Source organism: Sphingopyxis sp. PAMC25046 (assembly GCF_004795895.1).
Taxonomy (GTDB): Bacteria; Pseudomonadota; Alphaproteobacteria; order Sphingomonadales; family Sphingomonadaceae; genus Sphingopyxis.
This window is the reverse complement of the sequence record NZ_CP039250.1, coordinates 3,539,807-3,561,076: the sequence shown is the minus strand read 5'-3', so window position 1 is coordinate 3,561,076 and position 21,270 is coordinate 3,539,807. Positions and strand designations below refer to the sequence as shown.

Sequence of the window (21,270 nt, the reverse complement as noted above, 5' to 3'; positions counted from 1 at the left end):
GATTGGCCGGGAAGGGGCGGATGAATATTCTGTTGGCGGCATTTCGGCACAAACAATTGAGACTGCAGTTCCGGGCATCGCCCGAGCATGTCGTCAATATCTACGAACGACCCGGCGAGTTCCTGGCGCCGGCGGAGCTCGACCGGCTGGTTGCGCAATGCCGCACCGTTGTGCGCGCGTGTCTGGCGGGACAGGATCTCGATTACGGCCTCTTCGACCCCCGGACCGACGCGTGGTCGCGCTGCGTTATCACCTTGGTATGCCGCAGCGCCGACGGCGCGCCGGTCGCCTTCAACGCGATGCCCCAGCTGGCGGTCAAACGCGCCGGGCGCGACGAGCATGTCCTGCACCTCGGCCTCGTCATGGTCGACCCTTCGGAACGTAGCGGCGGCCTGTCGTGGATACTCTATGGTCTCACCTGCTTTGCCCTGTTCCTCCGCGGCGGACTTCGACCACTGTGGGTCAGCAGCGTGACGCAGGTGCCGGCGGTCGTCGGCATGGTCGCCGAAACCTTCAGCAATGTGTTCCCCGCCCAGGACGCAACGCGGCAGAGCTTCGCACATCGCCATCTGGCACATCAGATCATGAAACGGCACCGCGCCGCTTTCGGTGTCGGCGACGACGCCGGGTTCGATCCCGACCGGCAGATCATCACCGACGCCTATACCGGCGGTTCGGACAATCTGAAGAAGAGCTTCGATGTCGCGGCGAAGCACCGGGTCGAACGCTATAACGAATATTGCCGGCGCGAGCTCGATTATGGCCGTGGCGACGATGTTTTGCAGATCGGCGCCATCGATCTTGGCGCCGGACAGCGCTTCCTGTCGCGCAGCGTTCCGCGCAGCGCCTTGCCGCAGCTTGCCGTGCAAGCGCTGGTGCTCGCCACCGGCGCCGTCGTCGCCCCGCTGATCCAATGGCTCGATGCGAGCACGCATTTAGGACGTTTGAGGCCGGCCCGATGAGTGATTTTGACTATGGCGAAATGACCACGCGCAATCGCGGTTTCGTGACCCGGGCCGAGCAGGAAAGGCTGCGCGACGCGCGCGTGTTCATCCCCGGTGTTGGCGGCATGGGCGGCGCTGCTTTCATGGCACTTGTTCGCGCGGGGGTCGGCAGCTTTATCATCGCGGATATCGATGTCTTCGAGGTGTCGAACCTCAACCGCCAACTTTTCAGCCGCGCCGACACCATCGGCCGCCCGAAAGTCGAGGCGGCCCGCGATCTGGCGCTGGAAATCAACCCCGGCCTCGATATCGAAGCGCTGAACGGTGCGTGGGTCGATGAACTCGACCGGATACTGCCGTCGGTGGCGGTCGCGATCAATGGCACCGACGATGCCGCGGCGGGGGCACAGCTTTACCGCAAGGCGCGCGAACATCGCCGGGCGTTGATCGACGCCTATGCGTCGCCATTGCCGTCGGTCACCGTGGTGCGGCCCGACGATCCGCGGATCGAGGACCGGCTCGGCTATCCAACGCGTGGCGTCGCTTGGACCGATATCGACCGCAACATGGCAGTCGAATGCCTGATGCTCGAAATAGAATATGTGCTGACGCACAGCAGCAGCCACAAATATGTCGACCTCGATGTTGCAGCGGAAGTGGCACAGGGCAAACGCTCGCGCTTTTCTTTCTCGACGATGGTCACGATGGCCGGAACGATGATGGCCGAAGAGGCGGTCCGCGTTATCCTGGGCCGCCCGGGAGGGCCCGATTATCGGGGCTATTTCTTCAATGCCCATACGGGAAAGGTGGAGCGACCGTTGGCGGCGCCGATCGCCGCGGTCAAGCGCGCCCTCGTGCGGCGCTTCATGAAAAAACTGATGGCGTGACCCTGTCGCCTACGATCCTGTTGACGCTCATTGCGCTCGCTGCGGTGCTTGTCGCGCGGCGGGGGATCGCGGCGGCTGCGCGGCGTTCGCCCGTCGCGGCGCGGCTGCGGCTGGTGTACGGACTGGTCGGGACGCTCCTCTTGCTGCGACTGGTATACGCCGCGTGGATGGTGCCGCCGGTCGCCTCGCTCGTGATGATCGCCGCCGCGTGGCTGCCTGTCGCCATGCTGCGCCTGGTCGAAGAGCTTGTTCGCCGCCATGCACCACGCGCCGCCAAACTGGCTGCGCTCGTCGGAGCGATCGGCTTCTCGGTTCTTGCGGTCACCTTCGGGCTGGTATGGAGCGGCGCCGCGATCGCGGCGCTCGCCGCTTTCCAGATGCTGGCGATGGTCACGGTGATCGTCATGCTGGTGCGCAGTCGCGGCGAGCTTTCGTTGTCGGAGCGGCGCGCCGCCGATCTTTTCGTTATCGCGCTGCTGCTCGCGATGCCGCTCGTCCTGACCGATTTTCAGCGACTGTTTCCCCAACTCTCGGTTCGCGGCGGCGCGTTTGCGGTGCTGATCCTGATCCTCGCGACGTCGCGGCTCGTGGCGGCCGAGGGACGGCCGCGTCAGCTGTTCGGTGACCTGCTCCTCGCGCTCGGCGGGGGTGGCATCGTCGCGCTGGCGCTGCTGGAGCCGTCCGGCCGCGGGATCGAAATGCTGCCGATCGTAGTCTGCGCGACCGCGGGCGCGGCGTTGTTGCTGCTGATCGAGCGTTTCGCCCGGGATGATGAAGCACGAGATGGTCTCGTTTCGGCGCTGGTAGGGGTCGAGCATTGCCGCAGTGCGATGCTTGCGGCACACCCGCTGCTCGATCGCGGCGTGCTGGTCGAAGGCGATGCCTTGTCGGACTATCCGCCAGCGGTGATCGAACAGCTTGCCGAGCATCGCCTGATCAACGGCGGGCTCGTGCCTGACGACCCCGCATTCGCGGATGCCGCCGCTGATCTGCTCGGCCATTATGCCGCAAGCCACCTGATCCGCCTGTCGCAACGGCCGCCGCGTTTTCTCGCCGTTTCTGCCGGGGGCCTATCCGAAGCCGCGCTCGACGAAGAACTCGAACTCGCGGCAAGGTTGCTGGAGGGGGCGGCATGACGATCGAGCTTCGTTCGGGCGATGCACGGGCCTTTTTCGACGCGCCTTTCAACGCCTATGATGACGCTGTCGGCTATGTTTCGCCGATGAAGGGCGACATTTTCCGCATGCTCGAAGCGGCGAAGAACCCGTTGTGGACTGCCGGAAATCCGTTCACATTCTGGACGGCGCATCGCGACGGGCGTCCGATAGGGCGGATCGTCGCGCATGTGCATGGCCAGTCGAATGCGGCCCATGGGTGGAAGCGCGCGCAATTCGGCTTCTTCGACTGCGCCGACGACGCCGAAGCCGCGGCCGCGCTGTTGGACGCGGCGCAGGATTTTGCGCGAAGGCACGGCCTTTCCGAACTGGTCGGAAACTTCAATCTTACGGCCATGCAGCAATGCGGGGTGATGACCGGCGGCTTCTCGCGGCGCGGATATACCGACATGGTCATCGGGCCGCCGCATCTGCCCCGACTGCTGATGGCGAACGGGTTCGAACCCTTTTTTCCGATGACGACGTTCGAGCTCGACCTTGGACGCGCCAAACCGCCGTCGGAGGAGCCGGTCGCGAGCGGCGGTTACAGCTTTGCCCCGATCGAGCGGCGCAGCTTTCCGGCGCGCATGGAGGATGCGCGGGCGGTGCTCAACGACGGGTTCGCGCAGAATCCGATGTTCGTGCCGTTGACGGAGGAAGAGTTCGCGTTCCAGGCGGGCGAAATGAGCGCAATTCTCGACCCGCGCCTGTCATCGGTGCTGATGGAGGATGGCCGGCCGGTGGGCACGATCATCTGTATCCCCGACCTCAATGGCTTTCTGCGCGCGACCCGTTCGCGCATCGGGATGCTCACCCTATGGCATTTCCTGCGATTCCGTTTTCGCCGTCGCCGCGCTGTCATCATCTTCTATTCGATCGTGCGCGATCGGCACGGTCGCGGCTTGATGGGCGCGATGCTCGCGCGCACGATCCGCCAGCTGCGCGCTGCTGGTTACAGGCAGCTGGGCATCACCTGGATCGCCGACGAAAATGCGGCAAGCCTGCGCCAGATGGAGAAGCTGGGCGCGGAACCTCTTCACCAGTTGCACCTGTTCCGAAAGACGCTCGCATGACCAAAGCGATATTGCGACGGCTGGTCGAAGACGCGATCACGGCACCGAGTGTTCACAATGTCCAACCCGCGCGCTGGCGGATCGAGGACCATTCGCTGTTGCTCGCCGAAGATCTGTCGCGCCGGCTGGCGGTCGGTGATCCGACCGGCAACGATGCCGCCATCAGTCTGGGCGCCGCTGCTGAAGCGTTGCGGATCGCAGCTTCGCGCGAGGGTTGGCATGTTCTCGAGGAACGAACGGGCCTTCCGGACCTCGGCGACGGGCTGCGGGCTATCGCACGATATCGGTTCGATCGCGGCGCGGACGTCGACCCGCTGGCCGGGTGGCTCGGTAAACGGGCATCCTGGCGCGGAAATTTCCTCGTTCCGACGAAGGCCGATCGGGAGGCGGTACAGCAGTTCGCCGGCGCCGATGCGACCGTCGTCACGGCACCCGACGCGCTTGCCCTGCTCGGACGGGAATTCGACGCCGCCAGCTATGGTTTCATGCGCGACGGCGCCTTTCGCGGCGAGCTGCTTGGCTGGATGCGGCTGCGGCGGTGTCACCCCTGTTGGGCGCGCGACGGGCTGAATGCCGAAGCGATGGCATTGTCGCCGGTCGAGGCGATCGGCGCGAAACTGGTCCTGGGACCGCTTTTCAGCCCGCTCGATCGCCTGCGCGTTGCACCAGCGCTGCTGGCAGAGGGTGCCAAGGTGGCTGCGGCCGCCGCCGTCGTCCTGTTCCACCGCCCTGTCGTCGAAGCGCCTTTCGAAAGCGGCCGACATTTTCTCCGCTTGTGGCTCGGCATCGAGCGGGCAGGGATGGGTGCGGCGGTGCTCGCCGCGCTGGCCGATGATCCGCGGGCGGCATCGCACGTCGCCTCAACCCATGGCATCGCCGCCGGACGGCGGCTGGTCAGCGCCTTTCGCGTCGGCCGGCGCTCGGGACCGGGCTTTGCCCGGGCCCGTCTGCCGATCGACGCTGTCCTGTTCTAGAGCTGCTTCAGAAATTCGATGAGCGCTTGCCGGTCGGCAGCCGTCAGTCCGGCTCCGAACAGGTGTCCTTCATTGCCGCGTCCGGGCTGCGTCGTGTCAGTCCACTGCGGTGTCGAAAAGGGGCGGTAACCGTCGGGATATGCGCCGACGGGGCCCAGACGGAGTCCGACGCTTTCGAAATCGAGCGCATGTCCTCCGACGAGGAAACGCGCCTGACGCCGTGCCGGGTCGAGCAGCGCGCCAAGGCTTGTGACCGAACCATTATGCAAATAGGGTGCGGAGGACCAGAGACCGGCCAGCGGCGGCGCCGCATATCCCCGTCCCGTCTTCACGGCGATCAGCTTGCGATACCCGGTATTGCCGACAGCCTTTCGGAGCCCGGCATCGAACAGGCGCGCGCGCAGCGGGTCGGTTCCGACATCGCCGATCCAGTTGGGGAAGCGCACGAGTTGCGGTGCTGCGTCTTCGTTCATCGTGTAATCGCCGTGACACGCGGCGCATTGCGCCCGGTAAACCGCCGCGCCGCGCCGCGCCGCCGCATGATCGATTGCTCCGGGGAAGGGCTGCGGTCGATAGGTTCGCAGCCAAGCGAAAACCGCTTCGGCATCCCCGATGCTTTGCTGCGCCCGGTCGGGGTGGACACCCATGCTCGGAACCGTGAAGAAGCTGGTGATCGCAGCCAGCTCGCGCAGTCTTTCGGCGGTCAGGTCGGCCTCGACGGTCGCGCCCGGCTTTACGCCGGGCAGCGCATAGGCTCCGTCGGCGAGCAGCGCGCTGCGCCACTCCCGGCCGCCTAGCTCGGGCACCGAAACAATTCCGTCATCGCCCGGCCCACCTTCGGCAAGCGGCGTACCAAGCGCGTGCTTGAGCGCTGCTACGCCGTTGGTGCTGCCGGGCGATCCGTTGGGAAAGGGCAAAGGTCGCTCTTGACCCTCCAGCGCGGCAAGCCGTCGCTTCGCAAGCGGAATGACCAGCCAGCGCAGGCTCTGCCGCTCGCGCCATCCCATCTCGGGGTAGAGCGTCGCGGCGGTGGTCAGCAGCTCTTCGGACCCGATGTGTCGGCGCGTCGCGTCGAATATCGCCTGCGTATAGGCCTCAAGGTCGATCGAACTGTTGGGCGCGCCCAGCCACGCCCGGTCGGGTCGGGGGGCGCCCGTTTCATCATAGGTCACGCCGGCATGGCAGGCCGCGCACCCGAGGTTGGCGACTTCCACCCTGGTGCCGCCGATCGGCGCGATGGCGCCGTGCGTGATGCCCAGCGGCATCTCGCCCCCGCGCGGGCGAAGTCCCGCGGGAAGGTTGCCGATCGTTGCGGGATAGAGGAACCCGAAGCGCTTCAAGATGCGGCGCACGGTTGCCCCGTCGATGGCGGCGGACGGGTCCCGGCGGCGTTCGTCAAGCACCAAGGCAGCGGTTGCAAGCCGCCAGGGAATAGCACTGGAGTCGAGCGATTCCATCGAGATGCCACCGAAACCCGCGCCCAGGAAAGCGGCTGCGCCACGTGCATCTGCGGGGGCACCGTCCGATAGGGCCGGGCGGGAATCGGCTTCGATTTGCGGTTTGGAGGTCAGCCACAGTAACGCAGCTGCCAGAAGGAGCGAGACAAGAATTCGCAGGATCCAGCGCCGCGTCGAGGTTGGGCGTAAGCTCTGTTGCCTCATTGCCATGACGCATGTTTGACGAAACGGTGCTGAAGGCAACCTGGAAATATCGGCGCCGGAGCTCGGGGTTCTATTTGGCCAGGCTTTGCCCGGGCTTACGTGCGCCGCTCCCCGCGATCAGAAAATTCCGAGGAATTTCTTGCGCTGTTCCTTCCTGCCCTCGGAATTCTGCTTGCCGTCCTCCGACTTGGCGGTCGTTCCTTTGCCCACGTCGTCGCGCGGCCTGCCCTTGGCTGTCCGCTGCGCCTTGGCGGTCGCGCCGGCGAGGACTGGGCCGCATTGGGCAGCCTTGGCATCGCCCGGGTCGATGAAGGGCGCGATCGCGGCGACGGGGCTCGCCAGAATACCGAGCCCGAGCCCGGCGCCCGCGCGCCCCACCAGCTCGTCGCTGATCGGATCGATTTTGGGCGCCGCGAAATAGCCGCCGACGCCGACCGGCGACTGGCCCGAAAATAGGCTGAAGGTCTTGCCGTCGGCGCGGACCGCCATATCGATCGCCTCGCTGCGGAAGGAAAAGCCGCCGCGGCCAAGCATCACGTTCTTTTTCGTGTCGATGAGGATCGGATCGGCGGCAGCGACGCCGCCGCGAACGGTAAAAGCGATGACACCGCAATTGATATCGACCGGCTTCTTCAGCTTTTCCTGGAACATCTTCTGAACGAACGTGCCGATATCGAGTTCGGCGAGCTGGATGTTGCGTGTCCAGAAGGTGCCCCGCGGCATGACGAACGCGATGCGGCCATTCGACGTGGCAAGGGATTCGCGCACGCTGTCGCCAAAGCCCGCCATCCGGACCCGCCCGCTGACCGTTCCGGTCGTCCCTGATTCTTCGGTACCGAAGTGGGCGAGGAGGGCACCGAGTTTGGTGGGAGACAGGCGGATGTCATATTCGGTGCGCACGATCGCGGGACGGCTGTCGATCGAAATGTCGCTTTTGACCGAGCCGCCGGCGATGGCGAAATTGAAAGGCTTGAGCTCCATCAACCCGTTCTTCAGCGCGAGCGTCAGATCGACATCGCTGATCGGAAAGCTTTCGGCGCGGACTCTCGTGACGCGGTAGCGCACGTCGGCATCGAAGCGCTTGATCGCCTCGACGCGGAGCGGTGCATCGGGAAGGATGCGCGGACGGCCCTTTTCGGTCCGGACCGTGCCGGAGGTTCCCATCCTGTCGAGGCGTTCGGGATCGTAGCCGACAAATGGTCCCGCATCGATGATATTGAGCGAGCGGGTGACGAGATCGGCCTTGAGATAGACGCGGCCCTTGGGCTGGCTGACCGCAAGGTTGCCGGCAAGGTCGCTGTCGCCGAACATGCCTTTCAGCCCCGTGAGCTTCCAGACTTCCCCCTCATAGGTGAGGGCGGAGCGCAGGCGATAGGCACGGGTGTCGGGAATGGCGACGCCCAGAAAATCGAAGATACGCGAAAGATTGCCGCCGCGCGCACTAAGATCGAGCTCGGCACCCTCGATGTCGGTCGGACCGCGTAGCGTGCCGGATATATCGAGCGTGTTACCAAGACCTTCGGCGTGTAGTGTGAGCGCATTCTTCCCTCCCGCGATCGTCTCGTTCGGCGAGGCAAGGCTGCCCGAAAGGCTAAAGGGCTGGGAGCGCATCGTCCCCCGGCCCGCGAAACGGATCGCGTCTTCGATCCGCGTATTCTTCGATGTCACCGTCTCGAAGCCGATGTCGGCGAACAGCCGCAGCCCCGGGTCGCGATAGGACAGGCCGCTGTTCGCGATCGCGGCGCGGCGGATCACGGGGAGGTCGAGCGGCTGGGGCGGACGATCGGGGTCGCCGAAGGTCCAGCTGTTATGCCTGTTTCCGGCCTCCCATTCGAGAGCGACTCTGGCGCCGTCGAAATTGGCGAAGCGGACGATGCGTCTTCCGAAGATCAGCGGGACGGTGGCGATCCGCGTATCGATCTTTCGGGCAACGAAAAACTGCTTCTCACGCGCCCAGGCGGGGTTCGCGATGCGGATGTCTTCGGCATAGAATTTGATGTCGAACGGCGCGAAATAAAGCTGGAAATCGCCGCCCACATCGACCTGCCTTTCAAGCTGCGACGTTGCGAAGCGCTCGAACGTACCCTTGAGAAACCGGCCTTTGGTGACGAAGAGAATCAGCCAGATCGCAAATAGCGTCAGCAGAAGGATCGCGGCCGTGCGGACCATGATGCGGACCGGGCGCGGGCGCTTCTCAAGCCAAGCCGGAGTCCAGCTATTCCGTGCCCAGTGCCGGGGATGGTCGAACCATCGCGGCGAGCGCGACGTGGCCGCGGAGGCCATTTGACCCGTGCGCATTTCCATGAGGTACCAATCCGCCGCTCGGCGCATCGTTCCGCCGGTTGCGCGCTGGTCCGAGCGCTGGCCGGGCCGAGCGGAGGATCGGGTTTTTGCGGCAGACGGGGCTCGACCTGGCTTGCTTCCGGCAAAGGTAGCGGGTGAAATCGGCAAAAAGCGTGCGAGGCCGTCAATCCTCGGTTGCGATCAGTGTGAAGGGCGCCCAGGCGGCGGGGTGCGCCCAGTCGCTGGTCCAGCCTTCGACCGCCGATCCGTCGTCGCGTTTGCCGGTGCGGATCGCCCGCATCGCGGACTGAAGCGCCGCCGCTTTGCCACCGGCCGGGTCTTGACGCGCGTTTACAAGCGTTTCGACGGTAAGCGCGGCGGTGACCTTGTCGCCGACGCGCCAGCGGCTCGCGAGCAGCGCGTCGGCGCCGGCATAGAGGAAAGAACGCGCCAGCCCGGACAATGCGTCGCCGCCGCCGGGGCCCTCGGTCGTGCCCGTGTTGCATGCTGACAGGATGACCCACTCGGCCGACAGGTCCAGCCCCGCGGCTTCCGCCGCGGTCAAGATACCGTCGTCGGCGTAAGTCGCACGCCCCGGCGGGGTAAAGATCAGCCCCGGTTCGGCAAAGCCTTCGATTTCGCCGGGAAGGACACCGTGCGTGGCAAAGGCGACGATACGCGCATGACGCAGTCGGTCGTTGGTGCGGACGGCCCTCTCGGTCGCCTCTGCGCCGAGATGGATCGCCGCCGTGTCGGCGCCCAGCGCCTGCGCCATCGCGTTCAGTTCGACCTCGGTTCCCGGCAAGGACGGAAGCGCGCGCAACCGTGCGGGATCCGCGAGCGCGGGACCGGCAGGGTCCGCCTGCGGCGACAGTCCGGCGGTCGCCGCACGCTTGCCCCCGGCTTCGGCGAGCAGCGGGGCGCCATAGCCGATGAGCGGCGGCGCGCCGCGCTTCTCCGGCCGCTGCCGGCCGATCCGCAGCGATTCGACCGACGGCAGGTTGACGATCGCGAACCGGTCAGCGAGCCACGGGGTCGCCGCGAGCGCCGCGTCGGTATCTTCGCCTTGGGGTTCGGCGGTGATGAAAGCCGCGAAGGGCAGGTCGGCGAGCGGCCCCGATGTGGTCACATAAAGCGTCTTCACATCCTTCAGCAGCGCTTCGTGCGGCTGGACGAGGAAGCGATACAGGTCCCAGGCATAGCGGCGATCGAATAGCGGCGAAGCCGTCCAGATGCCCGAGCAGGTCTTCGGATCGACTTCGCAGCGGAACGCCTCGATCGTGCCGCGCAAATAGGATTGCAGCCGCGGCACGGCGTTCCAGCCGGCCGCCTCGGCGGTGACGACGAAGGTGAAATCGTAAAGCTCGCCCTCGGTGACGAGGAGCAGCGCTTCGCCGGGGCGCAGACGGCGGCGCACTTCCTCCTCGCTCAACGACTGCGGAACCGCGAGCCGCGCATAATCGGGATAGGTACGGCGCAATCTTTCTTCGATCGCACCGAGCTCGCGCCCGAGCACGCCGATCCGGTCTCTTGTGGTCGCGGCGGTATCGGTGGCGCCGATCATCGCCTTGCCGAGACTCTGGTTGAGATCGCGAATGTCCTGCGCCAGATCCTGCTGGCGCCGCACCAGCCGGCCGAGCGGCGTGTCGCCGAGTGCTTCGCGCGCGACGATTCCGGCGAGCGCACGGGTCGCGGCGCTCGATGTCGAATCCTGCGCGATGCGAAAGGCTTCGGCGCGAAGCTTCGCCTCCTCGCCGCGGACTGCGGTCGCGTGATTGGCATAAAGAGTGAGCGCCAGTGCGAAAACGCCCGCGCCCGAGCGGTCGGACCAGTCGTTGTCGCTCAGCGCCGCTGCCGTCGCGCGTTCGCCTGCATTCGCACCCGACACGTCGGCCGCCGACAGCACGCGCGTCCGCTCGCCGCGCGCACGCGCGACGGCTTTGCGCATCAGGTCGACATATTCGTCCGATGCGGGGTCTTGCCGCGCGATCGACCGCGCCAGCGCCGTCGATGCGATCGCGATATAGGGATGGCCGGGGTCGAGCGTGTCGAGCGCGAGCGCCAGTGCGCGGCGCTGATAGGCGATCGCGTCATCATGCTTGCCTTCTTTCGCGAGGATCGCGCCCATCCGCCCGAGGTCGGCGATGCCCTCCTCGTAATTGCGTTCGGGCAAGGTCGACCGCCGCGCGATGACGCGCGTCTGCAGCGCACGCGCCTCGTCATATTTGCCTTCCTTGGTGAGCAGGCCGACGAGATTGCCGAGCGAGCGGAGCGTGTCGGGATTGGTAGTGCCGAGGTGGCGTTCGCGGATCGTGATCGCCTGGCGCAACCGCACTTCTGCCTCGAGCGCCTTGTCCTGCCGGTCGAGGTTGCTCGACAGGAGCGCGAGCGTGCGGGCTGTGTCGAGACTGCCACGCCCCCTGATACGCACGAGGAGGTCGAGGTTGCGGCGGTAGATCGTCTCGGCGCCCGCGACGTCGCCCATCTCCTCAAGGTTCAGCGCAAAGCCGTTATATTCCTCAAGGACGAACGGATCCTCGTCGCCGAGCGCCGCTTTCGCATGGTCGATCGCCTTCTGCATCGCCGCCGAGGCTTCGGGACGACGGCGCTGTCCGGCGAGAATCTCGCCGAGCGTGCCCCACGCCGCCGACAGCGAGCGCGTTTCGCCGTCCAGCGGCTCGACAAGTTCGATCGCGCGGCGCGCAAGGGCCTCGGCCCTGTCGTATTCGCCTCGCGCCGAAAGGACGAGCGCCAGACGCCGCAGCGCGGCCGAATGCGCCTTGGGCTCGCCGAGCCGTTCGCGGATCGCGACGGCATCGCGCATCAGCTTTTCGGCGGTGTCGGCGCGCCCGGTAAGGTAGAGGATGTTGGCGAGCAGTTCCTTGTCGGTCGCCGCGGCGGCCGAGCGGGCGCCTGCCGCGCGACCGTCGATGCGCGCCCGGACCACGGTCTCGGCCCGGACGAACATGCCGCGGTCGATGAGCCTGCGGATATCCGCATCGGTCTCGGCCGGCAGCGCCGCGACAGGTTCGTCCGGGGCGGCGGCGGTCGCCGCGCCCGCCTCGGCTTCGCGGCGGAGCATCGTGGCAAGCTGGTAGAGCGACGCTCGCGTATCGGCATGGTCGCGCCCGAGCGTTCGTGCCTGAATCGCGTAGGCCTCTTCGGCGGTGGTCGTCGCTTTATCGATCTCGCCTTGCCGTGCCAGAAGGAGCGAGAGGAGATAGAGTTCGCGGGCGGTTTCGATGCTGTCCGGCGCCGTCGTTTCCGCAGCCGCCGCGACCTTGCGGCGCTGGACCGTCGTGCGCTCGCGATAGGCCGACAGCGTCGCTTCGGCATCGGCGCGCAGCGATTGCAGTGCGGCGATCACCTCATCGCCTTCACCGGGCATCCGGCGGCCGGCCGCGATTCCCCGGTCATAGGCGTCGATTGCGTCCGGCAACCGATCGCGAGCTTCGAGGATGCGTCCCAGATTGCCCCAGGCTGCCACCAGCCGGTCGTCGGCCGGGCCCGGCGCGGCGAGCAGGTCGATCGCGCGCCGCGCCGCCGTTTCGGCTTCGACATGGCGCCGGCGCTCGAAGAGGACGGACGCCAGGCGGTTGAGGCTTCGGCCGGTAAGCCGGTCGTCGCCGAGCCGCTCGCGCGTCCGCGCCGCGGCACGGATCAGCGGTTCGGCCTCTTCGGCGCGCTTGGTCATCGTCAGCAGGAAGGCCAGCGTTTCACGATCGCCCGCCGCCGCCGCTGTGTCCATCGTCCCTGCCGCTTCATGCGCCGTCAGGCGACCGCGCAGGATCGTCTCGGCTTCGGGATATTTGCGGGCCTCGATCAGCGACTGGAGCGCGCCGTCGCCCGCCGATGCCGTCGGCGTGGTTCGCGCCCGGAGCGGTCCGGCCTGTGCCATCATCGTGATGCAGGCCAGCCAGCAAAGGCAGTGGACGACCCGAAGCAAGAAATTCCCCAATTGCACCGTCGATCGAAAGCGGTTCGTTGGGCTGAAACAGCCCGGTGCCGGATTGGTTCCTCATGCTTCAGCGGGCCCGTCGAGAACAGGTCCGCGCGAAGCGGCTCTCGACGATAACTCCGTGGGACGCCGTGAGTGCGGTCGTGCGGCTTGCGGACACCCCGAAGCCGCTATCCCGCTTGTGACTCCAGGGGTTAGAACGCCTTGCGCCACTCCAGTTCGACATAGCGGCCGAGCGGATCGGTATAGCCTGGCTGATAATTCAGCGGCACGACACCGCTCGCGTCGGTCACCTTGCGCTGCGCGTCGAACAGATTGTTCACCGACAGGCGCAGGCGCGATCCTTTCAGGAAGGGGAGGTCGTCGGTCAGCTTCGGCATCTGGTTGAAATCGGCGAAGAAGCGCAGGTTGAAGGTCGCGAGATCGTGGAATTTGAGGTCGCCGTTGGCGCCGCCTACAATGCTGCTGCCGCTGTCATATTTCGCGCTGACCCGGGTGCCGAAGCCCTTGTAGAAAAGGCCGCCGTCGAGTTCGACAAGATGGCGATTGGCGCCGCCGCCGCTCCCCGTCGCTGATCCGTTCAACAGGTCGAGTTCGGGCACGCCCGGGCCGATCAATATTTTGTCGGTCAGCTTGATCGTGTGGTAGAGCGACACCTGCCAGCGCCCGCCCTGCTGCTGCCGTCCGCCGAACATGCCGCCGCGCCCGCCGCCGCGGCCACGAAAGCCGCCGGCACCCCCGCGGCGACGCTCGCCGGCTTCCGCCGGGGCGCTCCGTCCTTCGGCGGGAGGCGATGTCGCCTCGCCACCCTCGCGCGGGGGCGGCGAGGTGGCATCGCCCGGGGCCGGACCGCCGGCACCTGCACGGCCGTCAAAGCGTCCGCGGCCGCCGCGCCCGCCCGCTTCGCTCTGGCCGAAGCTCTTGCCGAAATTGAAGCCCCAGCGAATCTGCGAGTTGGTCGCGCGCTCGTAATTGACCGGACGCTGGTCGATCGCGAGCAGGGTCCCGTCGTCGTCGCGGATTACCCGGTCGGGAAAGGCTGCCTCGATCTCGGGGGTCAGCAGCGGGAAGCCATTCGCCGTGTCGTTGCTCCGGTTGCGGTTGTAATTGATCGAGAAGCGCAACCCTTCGACCATCGGCACCTCCCAGTTCAGTCCGACCTTGAGGTCGCGCCGCTGTTCGGCGAGCAGGAACGGGTTGCCGCCGGTGATCGTGTTGATCAGTACCGTCTGGCCGGTCCGGAAGTCGTAATAGGTCACGCCTTCGGTTTCGAGCGGCGCCGCGCCGAGCTGGGTCATGCTGGGCGCCGCTTCGTCGCTGGCATAGCTGGCGAGCAGCGACAGATTGTCGGTCACGCCCCAGTTCAGCGTCGCGCCCCAGCTCGTCAGCGCCGAAAAGTCGCTCGGCCGTTCGGCCTGGGCGTTGAGCGTCAGCGAGAGGCGGCCGATGTTGCCGATGTCATATTCGGGATCGAGCAGCGGCACGGTGAGCGAACCGAAGACGCTCGGCGTATCGCGCGCGAGCTCGGTGGTCGTGATGTCGACGCCGCGTTCGGTCCGGCTGTGGAAGCGCAGGCCGCTATAGCCGCCGGTGATCGAGGCGCGGATCGGGCCGGCCCAGCCTTCGGTGACGCTGCCCGAGATATTGGCGTTGGTGCCGAAGCTTTGCTGGCTGCTGTCGAACCGGTCGCGCGCGCCGCTTTCCTGTTCGGTGAAGGTGCGTTGGTCGGCGTCGGCATAATTGCCCGTCACCGACCAGCGCCAGTCGCCCAGCATGCCGTTGACGCTGGCAGAACTGGTCCAGTTCTGCGAGCGGCCGTCGCGGCGGCGGGGATCGTCGGGGTTGCCGTTCCGCGGGCCGAGCAACGACAGGCTGTCGGTCTGGTCGAAGCGGAGGCTGACGGACGCTTCGGTCACCTTGTCGATGTTGCGCACCAGCGTGCCGTCGATGACATATTTGTCGCTCGCGGGCGCCAGGCTGCGTGCCGGCGCACCCGCGGCGAGGACGGGATCGTCGTAGACGAGATCGCGTTCGCTTTCGCGCAGCATCGTCTGATGTTCCCAGCTCGCGTTGAGGTTGAGCCGGCCGTTGTCGCCGATCGCGATGAAGGCGGGTTCGAGTTCGTTCTTGAACTGTCCTCCCTGCGTCGGAATGCCGGCTTCCGCCTCGACCGAAATCTGGCGGAAATCGGGCTTAAGCACGAAATTGACGACGCGCTCGGTCGCGGCATAGCCATATTCGAGCGCGACCTCTTCGGGGAAAATCTCGACCTTCGCGATCGCTTCGGGCGGGATGTTGCGCACCGCGCCGAACCCCGAAATGCGCCGTCCGTTGACGAGGATGACCGGCCGTCCGCCACGCCCGCGGCCCGAACGCGTCTGCGGCTCGAGCGCGTCGAGCAGCTCCTCGATGGACGAGGCGCCATAGCTGGCGATCGCCGCCTCATCGAGTTCGGCTTCGGCCCTGATGTCGGTGGCAAGTTGGCCCGCAAGGCGCGGCGCCGTGACGATGATCTCGTCCTCGCTATATTCGTCATCCTCCGCTTCATTGTTGGCCGACGCCGGGGGGGCGGCCTCGGCGGGCTGCTCGGCCACCGCCGAGGCCGCGGCGGGTCCGATCGGCGCTGCTGCCATCGCGGGGAACGCGAAAGAAGCCCCGGCCGCAAGGAGCGCCGCGCGCGCTGAAATGGACAGGCGGATATTATTCATGGGGGAGAGCCTTTGTTCTTTTCTGTCTTGGTTTTTTCTTGGCATGGCGGGGCTTAACGCCTCCTGACACCGAAATTTGTCCGGCATTCACTTATGTCGCGCAATTGTCGCAACAATGTGTCGGGGCCATGCTTGTTCGACGGGCACACCATATCGACCGCTGGACAGCATGGCCCCATGCCCTTATCGGCCAGCCATGCCGACTCCCGACTCTTCCGCTCCGCCCGAATCCATCCTGATCGTCGATTTCGGCAGTCAGGTGACCCAGCTCATCGCTCGCCGTGTCCGCGAGGCCGGCGTCTATAGCGAGATCGTCCCCTTCAGCGCCGCCGAGGCTGCGCTCGAACGGATGAAGCCGAAGGGCGTGATCCTTTCGGGCTCACCCGCCTCCGTTCCTGCCACGGGCAGCCCGCGCGCGCCACAATCGGTGTTCGACAGCGGCCTTCCCATCCTCGGCATCTGCTACGGCCAGCAGGTGATGAGCCAGCAGCTCGGCGGACAGGTCGAACCCGGCGGCGCCGATGGCGAACGCGACGGCGAATTCGGCCGCGCCTTCCTGACCGTCACCGAGCCCTGCGTGCTGTTCGACGGATTGTGGGAGGTCGGCGAGCGCCATCAGGTTTGGATGAGCCACGGCGACCGCGTGACGAAATTCGCTCCCGGCTTCCGCATCGTCGCGATCAGCGACGGCGCACCCTTCGCACTGATCGCCGACGACGAGCGCCGCTATTACGGCACGCAATTCCACCCCGAGGTCGTCCACACCCCCGACGGCGCCAAGCTGATCGCGAACTTCGTCCGCCATGTCTGCGGCTGCAGCGGCGACTGGACGATGGCCGAGTTCCGCGCGACCAAGATCGCCGAAATCCGCGAACAGGTCGGCGACCAGCGCGTGCTTTGCGGCCTGTCGGGCGGGGTCGACAGCGCGGTCGCCGCGGTGCTGATCCACGAAGCGATCGGCGAACAGCTGACCTGCGTCTTCGTCGATCATGGCCTCCTCCGCATGAACGAGCGCGAGCAGGTCGAGGAGTTGTTCCGCGGCCATTACAACATCCCGCTCGTCGTCGTGGACGCCGAGGAGCGGTTCATGGCGGGCCTCGCGGGCGTCACCGACCCCGAGAAGAAACGCAAGTTCATCGGCGCCGAATTCATCAACGTGTTCGAGGAAGAAGCGAAGAAGATCGGCGGCGCCGATTTCCTCGCACAGGGAACGCTCTACCCCGACGTGATTGAATCGGTTTCCTTCACCGGCGGCCCGAGCGTGACAATCAAGAGCCACCACAATGTCGGCGGCCTGCCCGAGCGGATGAACATGAGGCTCGTCGAACCCTTACGCGAATTGTTCAAGGACGAGGTCCGCCTGCTCGGCAAGGAGCTCGGTCTCCCCGACATTTTCGTGGGCCGCCACCCCTTTCCGGGCCCGGGCCTCGCGATCCGCATCCCCGGCGAAGTGTCAAAGGACCGCTGCGACATCCTGCGCAAGGCCGATGCGGTCTATCTGGAGGAAATCCGCAATGCCGGCCTTTACGACGCGATTTGGCAGGCGTTCGCGGTGCTGCTTCCCGTCAAGACCGTCGGTGTGATGGGCGACGGCCGCACCTACGATCATGTCTGCGCGCTCCGCGCCGTCACCTCGACCGACGGCATGACCGCCGACATCTATCCCTTCGACGCGAGCTTCCTCAGCCGCTGCGCGACGCGGATCATCAACGAGGTGCAGGGCATAAACCGCGTCGTTTACGACTATACGTCGAAGCCGCCGGGCACGATCGAGTGGGAGTAGCGCCCTAGTCCTGGGCGCTCACCGCGCCCGGATAAACGCCCGCACATCTTCGGACAATTTATGCCGGTCCTCGTCGCGGATATACATCATGTGGCCGGCGTCATAATAAGTGTAAGTGATGCGATCCTGCGGAATGCCGGTGCGCGACAGCGCATATTCGGCGGCGAAAAAGGGCGTCGCGAAATCATAATAACCCTGCGCGACGAGCACGCGCAGCCCTGAATTCTCGCGCAGCGCCTGCCCGATATAGGGCGCAACGTTGAGATAGGCGTTGGTGTCGCGGCTGCCGAGGCGCCAGTCCCACTGGCCGCCGATGCGTCCGATCGACTGATACTCGCGGTCGGTCTTGAAGCCCAGCCCGTCGCGGCTCCAGCTGTTGATTGCCGCGGTGTAGCCCGCGTCGATGCCATAGAAGCTCGGATCATTGTCTGGGCTTTCGCCGGCGCTGTCATAATCCTTTCCCGTATAGCGGCTGTCGAGGCGGCCGACTGTGAGGCCGCGGTCGCGCAGCAGTTCCTTATAGAAGCGGCTCGGCGTGACGCGCAGATCGGCGCTTTCGAGATAGGTTTCGCTAAGGCCCGTGAAACGCGCGAGTTCGCGGCGGATCGCGGCGCGTTCCTCGCCCTGCAATTTCTGACCCTTGAGCAGCGCCGAGGCATAGGGGCCGATCGCCCATTGCCGTGCTTCCTCGACGAACCCTTCGACCGACGGCGCGGTCGCCTTGCCGTGATAGAGCGCGGTCGCCGCCATCGAGGGCAGGTTGGTGATCGGCGACAGCTCGTTGCCCGGCGTGTCGGCGCCCGCTGCGAAGTCGAGCACGGTCGAGATCAGGATGATGCCGTTCAATGCGACGTCGTTATACGTCTCGTTCATCAGCTGGTTGGCGACCGCGGCCGAACGTGTGGTGCCATAGCTTTCGCCGCCCAGATATTTGGGGCTGTTCCAGCGACCGTTCTCGTTCAGCCAGCGGCGGATCACCTCGGCGACGAGCTTCGCGTCCTGCGTGACGCCGTAATAATCCTCGGGCTTGGCCTTGCCGATCAGGTGCGAAAAGCCGGTGCCCGGCGGGTCGATGAACACGACATCGGTGACGTCGAGCAGCGCGTCGGGATTGTCGACGATCGGGTAGGGCGGGGCGCCGTCGTCGGTGCCGTCGCCGGGGATCGCGACGCGCTTCGGCCCGAAGGCGCCCATCATCAACCAGACGGTGCCCGACCCGGGGCCGCCGTTGAACAGAAAGGTGATCGGCCGGCTGGGGTCGCGGGGCTCCTTGACATAGGAGGTGGTAACGACCGCGACTTCGGGCACGCCGTCCTTGTTCTTGATGATCGTCTCGCCGATCGTCGCGGCATAGTTGATCCGCTGTCCGCCGAAGGTCCCCGACAGCTTGGTCGTGCGAACCTGCGGTTCGTAGTCGGCGGGCTTTTCGGCCTTCGCCTTGTCGGCGGCCTTGTCCTCAGCATGAAGCGCGGCGGGCGCGGCAAAGGCAAGCGCCAAGGCGATGAGCGAAAGACCCGATTTCATAGATAATCTCCCCGATTGCGGGGCGACCCTATGCAGCGCGCGCGGAGGCGGCAAGGTTACTTGTCGGTTACAGCGGGGGTTTCGTCGAAGGGGGAGCTACCGTCCCCACTTCGTCTTGCTCTGCTTCCCGAACCGCCCCTTGCGCGTGCCTGGCTTGCCCTCGTTCGAGCGGCCGACGCGCGGCGCGACCTGTTCGTCGGGCGGCAGGCCAAGTTCGTCGGCTTCGAGCTTGCGGATTTCGTCGCGCAGGCGGCCGGCTTCCTCGAATTCGAGGTCCGCCGCCGCATCGCGCATCTTCTTTTCGAGCTCCTGGATATAGGCGCGGAGGTTGTGGCCGACCATGTGCTGCGGCTTGTCATCGCTAATGTCGATCGTGACGCCGTCCTTCGACGCGACATGCGCGATGATGTCGCCAATGTTGCGCTTGATCGTCGTCGGGGTGATGCCATGCTCGGCGTTATACGCTTCCTGCTTTTCGCGGCGGCGGTCGGTCTCGCGCATCGCGCGTTCCATGCTGCCGGTGATGCGGTCGGCGTAAAGGATGACGCGGCCGTCGACGTTGCGCGCGGCGCGGCCGATCGTCTGGACGAGGCTGGTCTCGCTGCGCAGGAAGCCTTCCTTGTCGGCGTCGAGGATCGCGACGAGCCCGCATTCGGGGATGTCGAGCCCTTCGCGCAGCAGGTTGATCCCGACGAGCACGTCGAACACGCCGAGCCGCAAATCGCGGATAATCTCGATGCGCTCCAATGTCTCGACGTCCGAGTGCATGTAGCGGACCTTGAGGCCTGCCTCGTGGAGGAATTCGGTGAGGTCTTCGGCCATGCGCTTGGTCAGCGTCGTGACGAGCGTCCGGTATCCCGCCGCGGCGGTCTTCTTCGCCTCGGCGATCAAATCGTCGACCTGCTCCTCGACCGGCTTGATCTCGACCGGCGGGTCGATCAGGCCGGTGGGGCGGATCACCTGTTCGGCGAACACGCCTTGCGTGCGGTCCATCTCCCAAGTGCCGGGGGTCGCCGAGACGCTGACCGTCTGCGGGCGCATCATGTCCCATTCGGCGAAGCGCAGCGGCCGGTTGTCGATGCAGCTCGGCAAGCGGAAGCCATATTCGGCGAGGGTGATCTTGCGGCGATGGTCGCCCTTCGACATCGCGCCGATCTGCGGGATCGTCTGGTGGCTTTCGTCGACGAAGAGCAAGGCGTTGTCGGGCAGATATTCGAACAGGGTCGGCGGCGGCTCGCCGGGCAGGCGGCCGGTCAGGAAGCGGCTGTAATTCTCGATCCCGGCGCAGCTGCCGGTCGCGGCGATCATCTCGAGGTCGAAATTGGTGCGCTGTTCGAGCCGCTGCGCTTCGAGCAGGCGGCCTTCGGCCTCGAGTTCCTTCAGCCGTTCGGTCAGCTCGTGCCGTATCGCCTCGCTTGCCTGCTTGAGCGTCGGTCCCGGCGTGACATAGTGGCTGTTCGCATAAATGCGGACATGATTGAGGTTCGCGATCTTCTTGCCCGTCAGCGGGTCGAACTCGGTGATCTCCTCAATCTCGTCGCCGAAGAAGCTGACGCGCCAGGCCATATCCTCATAGTGCGAGGGGAAGATTTCGAGACTGTCGCCGCGCACGCGGAAGTTGCCGCGCGCGAACGCCTGATCGTTGCGCTTGTATTGCAGCGCGACGAGCTTCCTTATGATCTCGCGGCTGTCGGCGACCTGGCCCTTCTTTAGATCGAAGATCATCGCGGAGTAAGTCTCGACCGAGCCGATACCATAGAGGCATGACACCGATGCGACGATGATCACATCGTCGCGTTCGAGCAGCGCGCGCGTCGCCGAGTGGCGCATGCGGTCGATCGCCTCGTTTACGCTCGACTCCTTCTCGATATAGGTGTCACTGCGCGGCACATAGGCCTCGGGCTGGTAATAGTCGTAATAGCTGACAAAATATTCGACCGCATTGTGCGGAAAGAAGCTCTTGAACTCGCCATAGAGCTGCGCCGCGAGGATCTTGTTCGGGGCCAGGATCAGCGCGGGGCGTTGGAGCTCGTCGATGACCTTCGCCATGGTGAAGGTCTTGCCCGACCCGGTGACGCCGAGCAGCACCTGATCGCGCTCGCCCGCCAGCGCGGTGTCGACCAGCTCCTTGATCGCGGTCGGTTGGTCGCCCGCGGGCTGATAGTCGCTAACCAGTTCAAATCTTTTGCCGCCTTCGACTTTGTCCGGGCGCGCGGGGCGATGCGGGACATAATCGCTGCTGGTGTCGATTTCGTCGAGCGAGGTGCGAATCTGGATTGCCATCGCCACCAATATGGTATCGATTGCGCCCAACGACAATT

At 65.8% G+C, this 21,270-nt stretch carries 12 protein-coding genes; 6 read left to right on the top strand and 6 right to left on the bottom strand.

What is annotated here, in order from left to right; translation table 11 throughout:
• Positions 1 to 20 precede the first annotated feature (20 nt).
• The 5 genes from E5675_RS16745 (at position 21) to E5675_RS16725 (ending at position 5,032) form a co-directional block, all read left to right on the top strand.
• Entirely contained in the window at positions 21 to 962 is a 942-nt protein-coding gene (locus tag E5675_RS16745; protein ID WP_136175491.1) for a hypothetical protein, read from the top strand.
• Positions 959 to 1,831 carry a ThiF family adenylyltransferase gene (locus tag E5675_RS16740; protein WP_136175490.1) on the top strand — a complete coding sequence of 291 codons (873 nt, stop codon included), beginning with the start codon at positions 959 to 961 and terminating at the stop codon, positions 1,829 to 1,831. The genes E5675_RS16745 and E5675_RS16740 overlap by 4 nt, the downstream gene beginning before the upstream one ends.
• The gene (locus E5675_RS16735; protein ID WP_136175489.1) at positions 1,828 to 2,967 is read left to right on the top strand and encodes a hypothetical protein; all 1,140 of its coding nucleotides are present in this window, start codon (positions 1,828 to 1,830) and stop codon (positions 2,965 to 2,967) included. Before E5675_RS16740 ends, E5675_RS16735 begins: the two co-directional genes overlap by 4 nt.
• Positions 2,964 to 4,058 (top strand): GNAT family N-acetyltransferase, encoded by a 1,095-nt coding sequence (locus E5675_RS16730; protein ID WP_136175488.1) that lies wholly within the window; start codon positions 2,964 to 2,966, stop codon positions 4,056 to 4,058. Before E5675_RS16735 ends, E5675_RS16730 begins: the two co-directional genes overlap by 4 nt.
• 98 nt (positions 4,059 to 4,156) lie before the next feature.
• Positions 4,157 to 5,032, top strand: coding sequence for a hypothetical protein (locus E5675_RS16725; RefSeq protein ID WP_136175487.1), 876 nt, complete (start codon positions 4,157 to 4,159; stop codon positions 5,030 to 5,032).
• Here E5675_RS16725 and E5675_RS21935 read toward each other — a convergent pair.
• The 4 genes from E5675_RS21935 to E5675_RS16705 form a co-directional block, all read right to left on the bottom strand.
• Complete coding sequence (locus E5675_RS21935; protein ID WP_168707911.1) at positions 5,029 to 6,384, bottom strand: cytochrome c; 1,356 nt, start codon at positions 6,382 to 6,384, stop codon at positions 5,029 to 5,031. The genes E5675_RS16725 and E5675_RS21935 overlap by 4 nt on opposite strands.
• Positions 6,385 to 6,810: 426 nt before the next feature.
• Positions 6,811 to 8,976: an AsmA family protein gene (locus E5675_RS16715; protein WP_247594658.1), complete on the bottom strand. Its 2,166-nt coding sequence runs from the start codon at positions 8,974 to 8,976 to the stop codon at positions 6,811 to 6,813.
• Positions 8,977 to 9,160: 184 nt separating this feature from the next.
• A complete protein-coding gene (locus E5675_RS16710) occupies positions 9,161 to 12,922 on the bottom strand; it encodes a CHAT domain-containing protein (protein WP_168707910.1) in 3,762 nt (1,253 codons plus the stop codon).
• 206 nt (positions 12,923 to 13,128) lie between these two features.
• Positions 13,129 to 15,642 carry a TonB-dependent receptor gene (locus tag E5675_RS16705; protein WP_136175483.1) on the bottom strand — a complete coding sequence of 838 codons (2,514 nt, stop codon included), beginning with the start codon at positions 15,640 to 15,642 and terminating at the stop codon, positions 13,129 to 13,131.
• Positions 15,643 to 15,838: 196 nt separating this feature from the next.
• On the opposite strand from E5675_RS16705, the gene guaA reads away from it, so the two are divergent.
• The gene (gene guaA, locus E5675_RS16700) at positions 15,839 to 17,425 is read left to right on the top strand and encodes a glutamine-hydrolyzing GMP synthase (RefSeq protein WP_136175482.1); all 1,587 of its coding nucleotides are present in this window, start codon (positions 15,839 to 15,841) and stop codon (positions 17,423 to 17,425) included.
• Between the two features lie 18 nt (positions 17,426 to 17,443).
• Here the strand turns inward: guaA and E5675_RS16695 are convergent, their stop codons facing one another.
• Both E5675_RS16695 and uvrB read right to left on the bottom strand, forming a co-directional pair.
• The gene (locus E5675_RS16695; protein WP_136175481.1) at positions 17,444 to 18,949 is read right to left on the bottom strand and encodes a peptidase S10; all 1,506 of its coding nucleotides are present in this window, start codon (positions 18,947 to 18,949) and stop codon (positions 17,444 to 17,446) included.
• Positions 18,950 to 19,045: 96 nt separating this feature from the next.
• Positions 19,046 to 21,232, bottom strand: coding sequence for an excinuclease ABC subunit UvrB (uvrB, locus tag E5675_RS16690; protein ID WP_136175480.1), 2,187 nt, complete (start codon positions 21,230 to 21,232; stop codon positions 19,046 to 19,048).
• Positions 21,233 to 21,270: the final 38 nt, after the last annotated feature.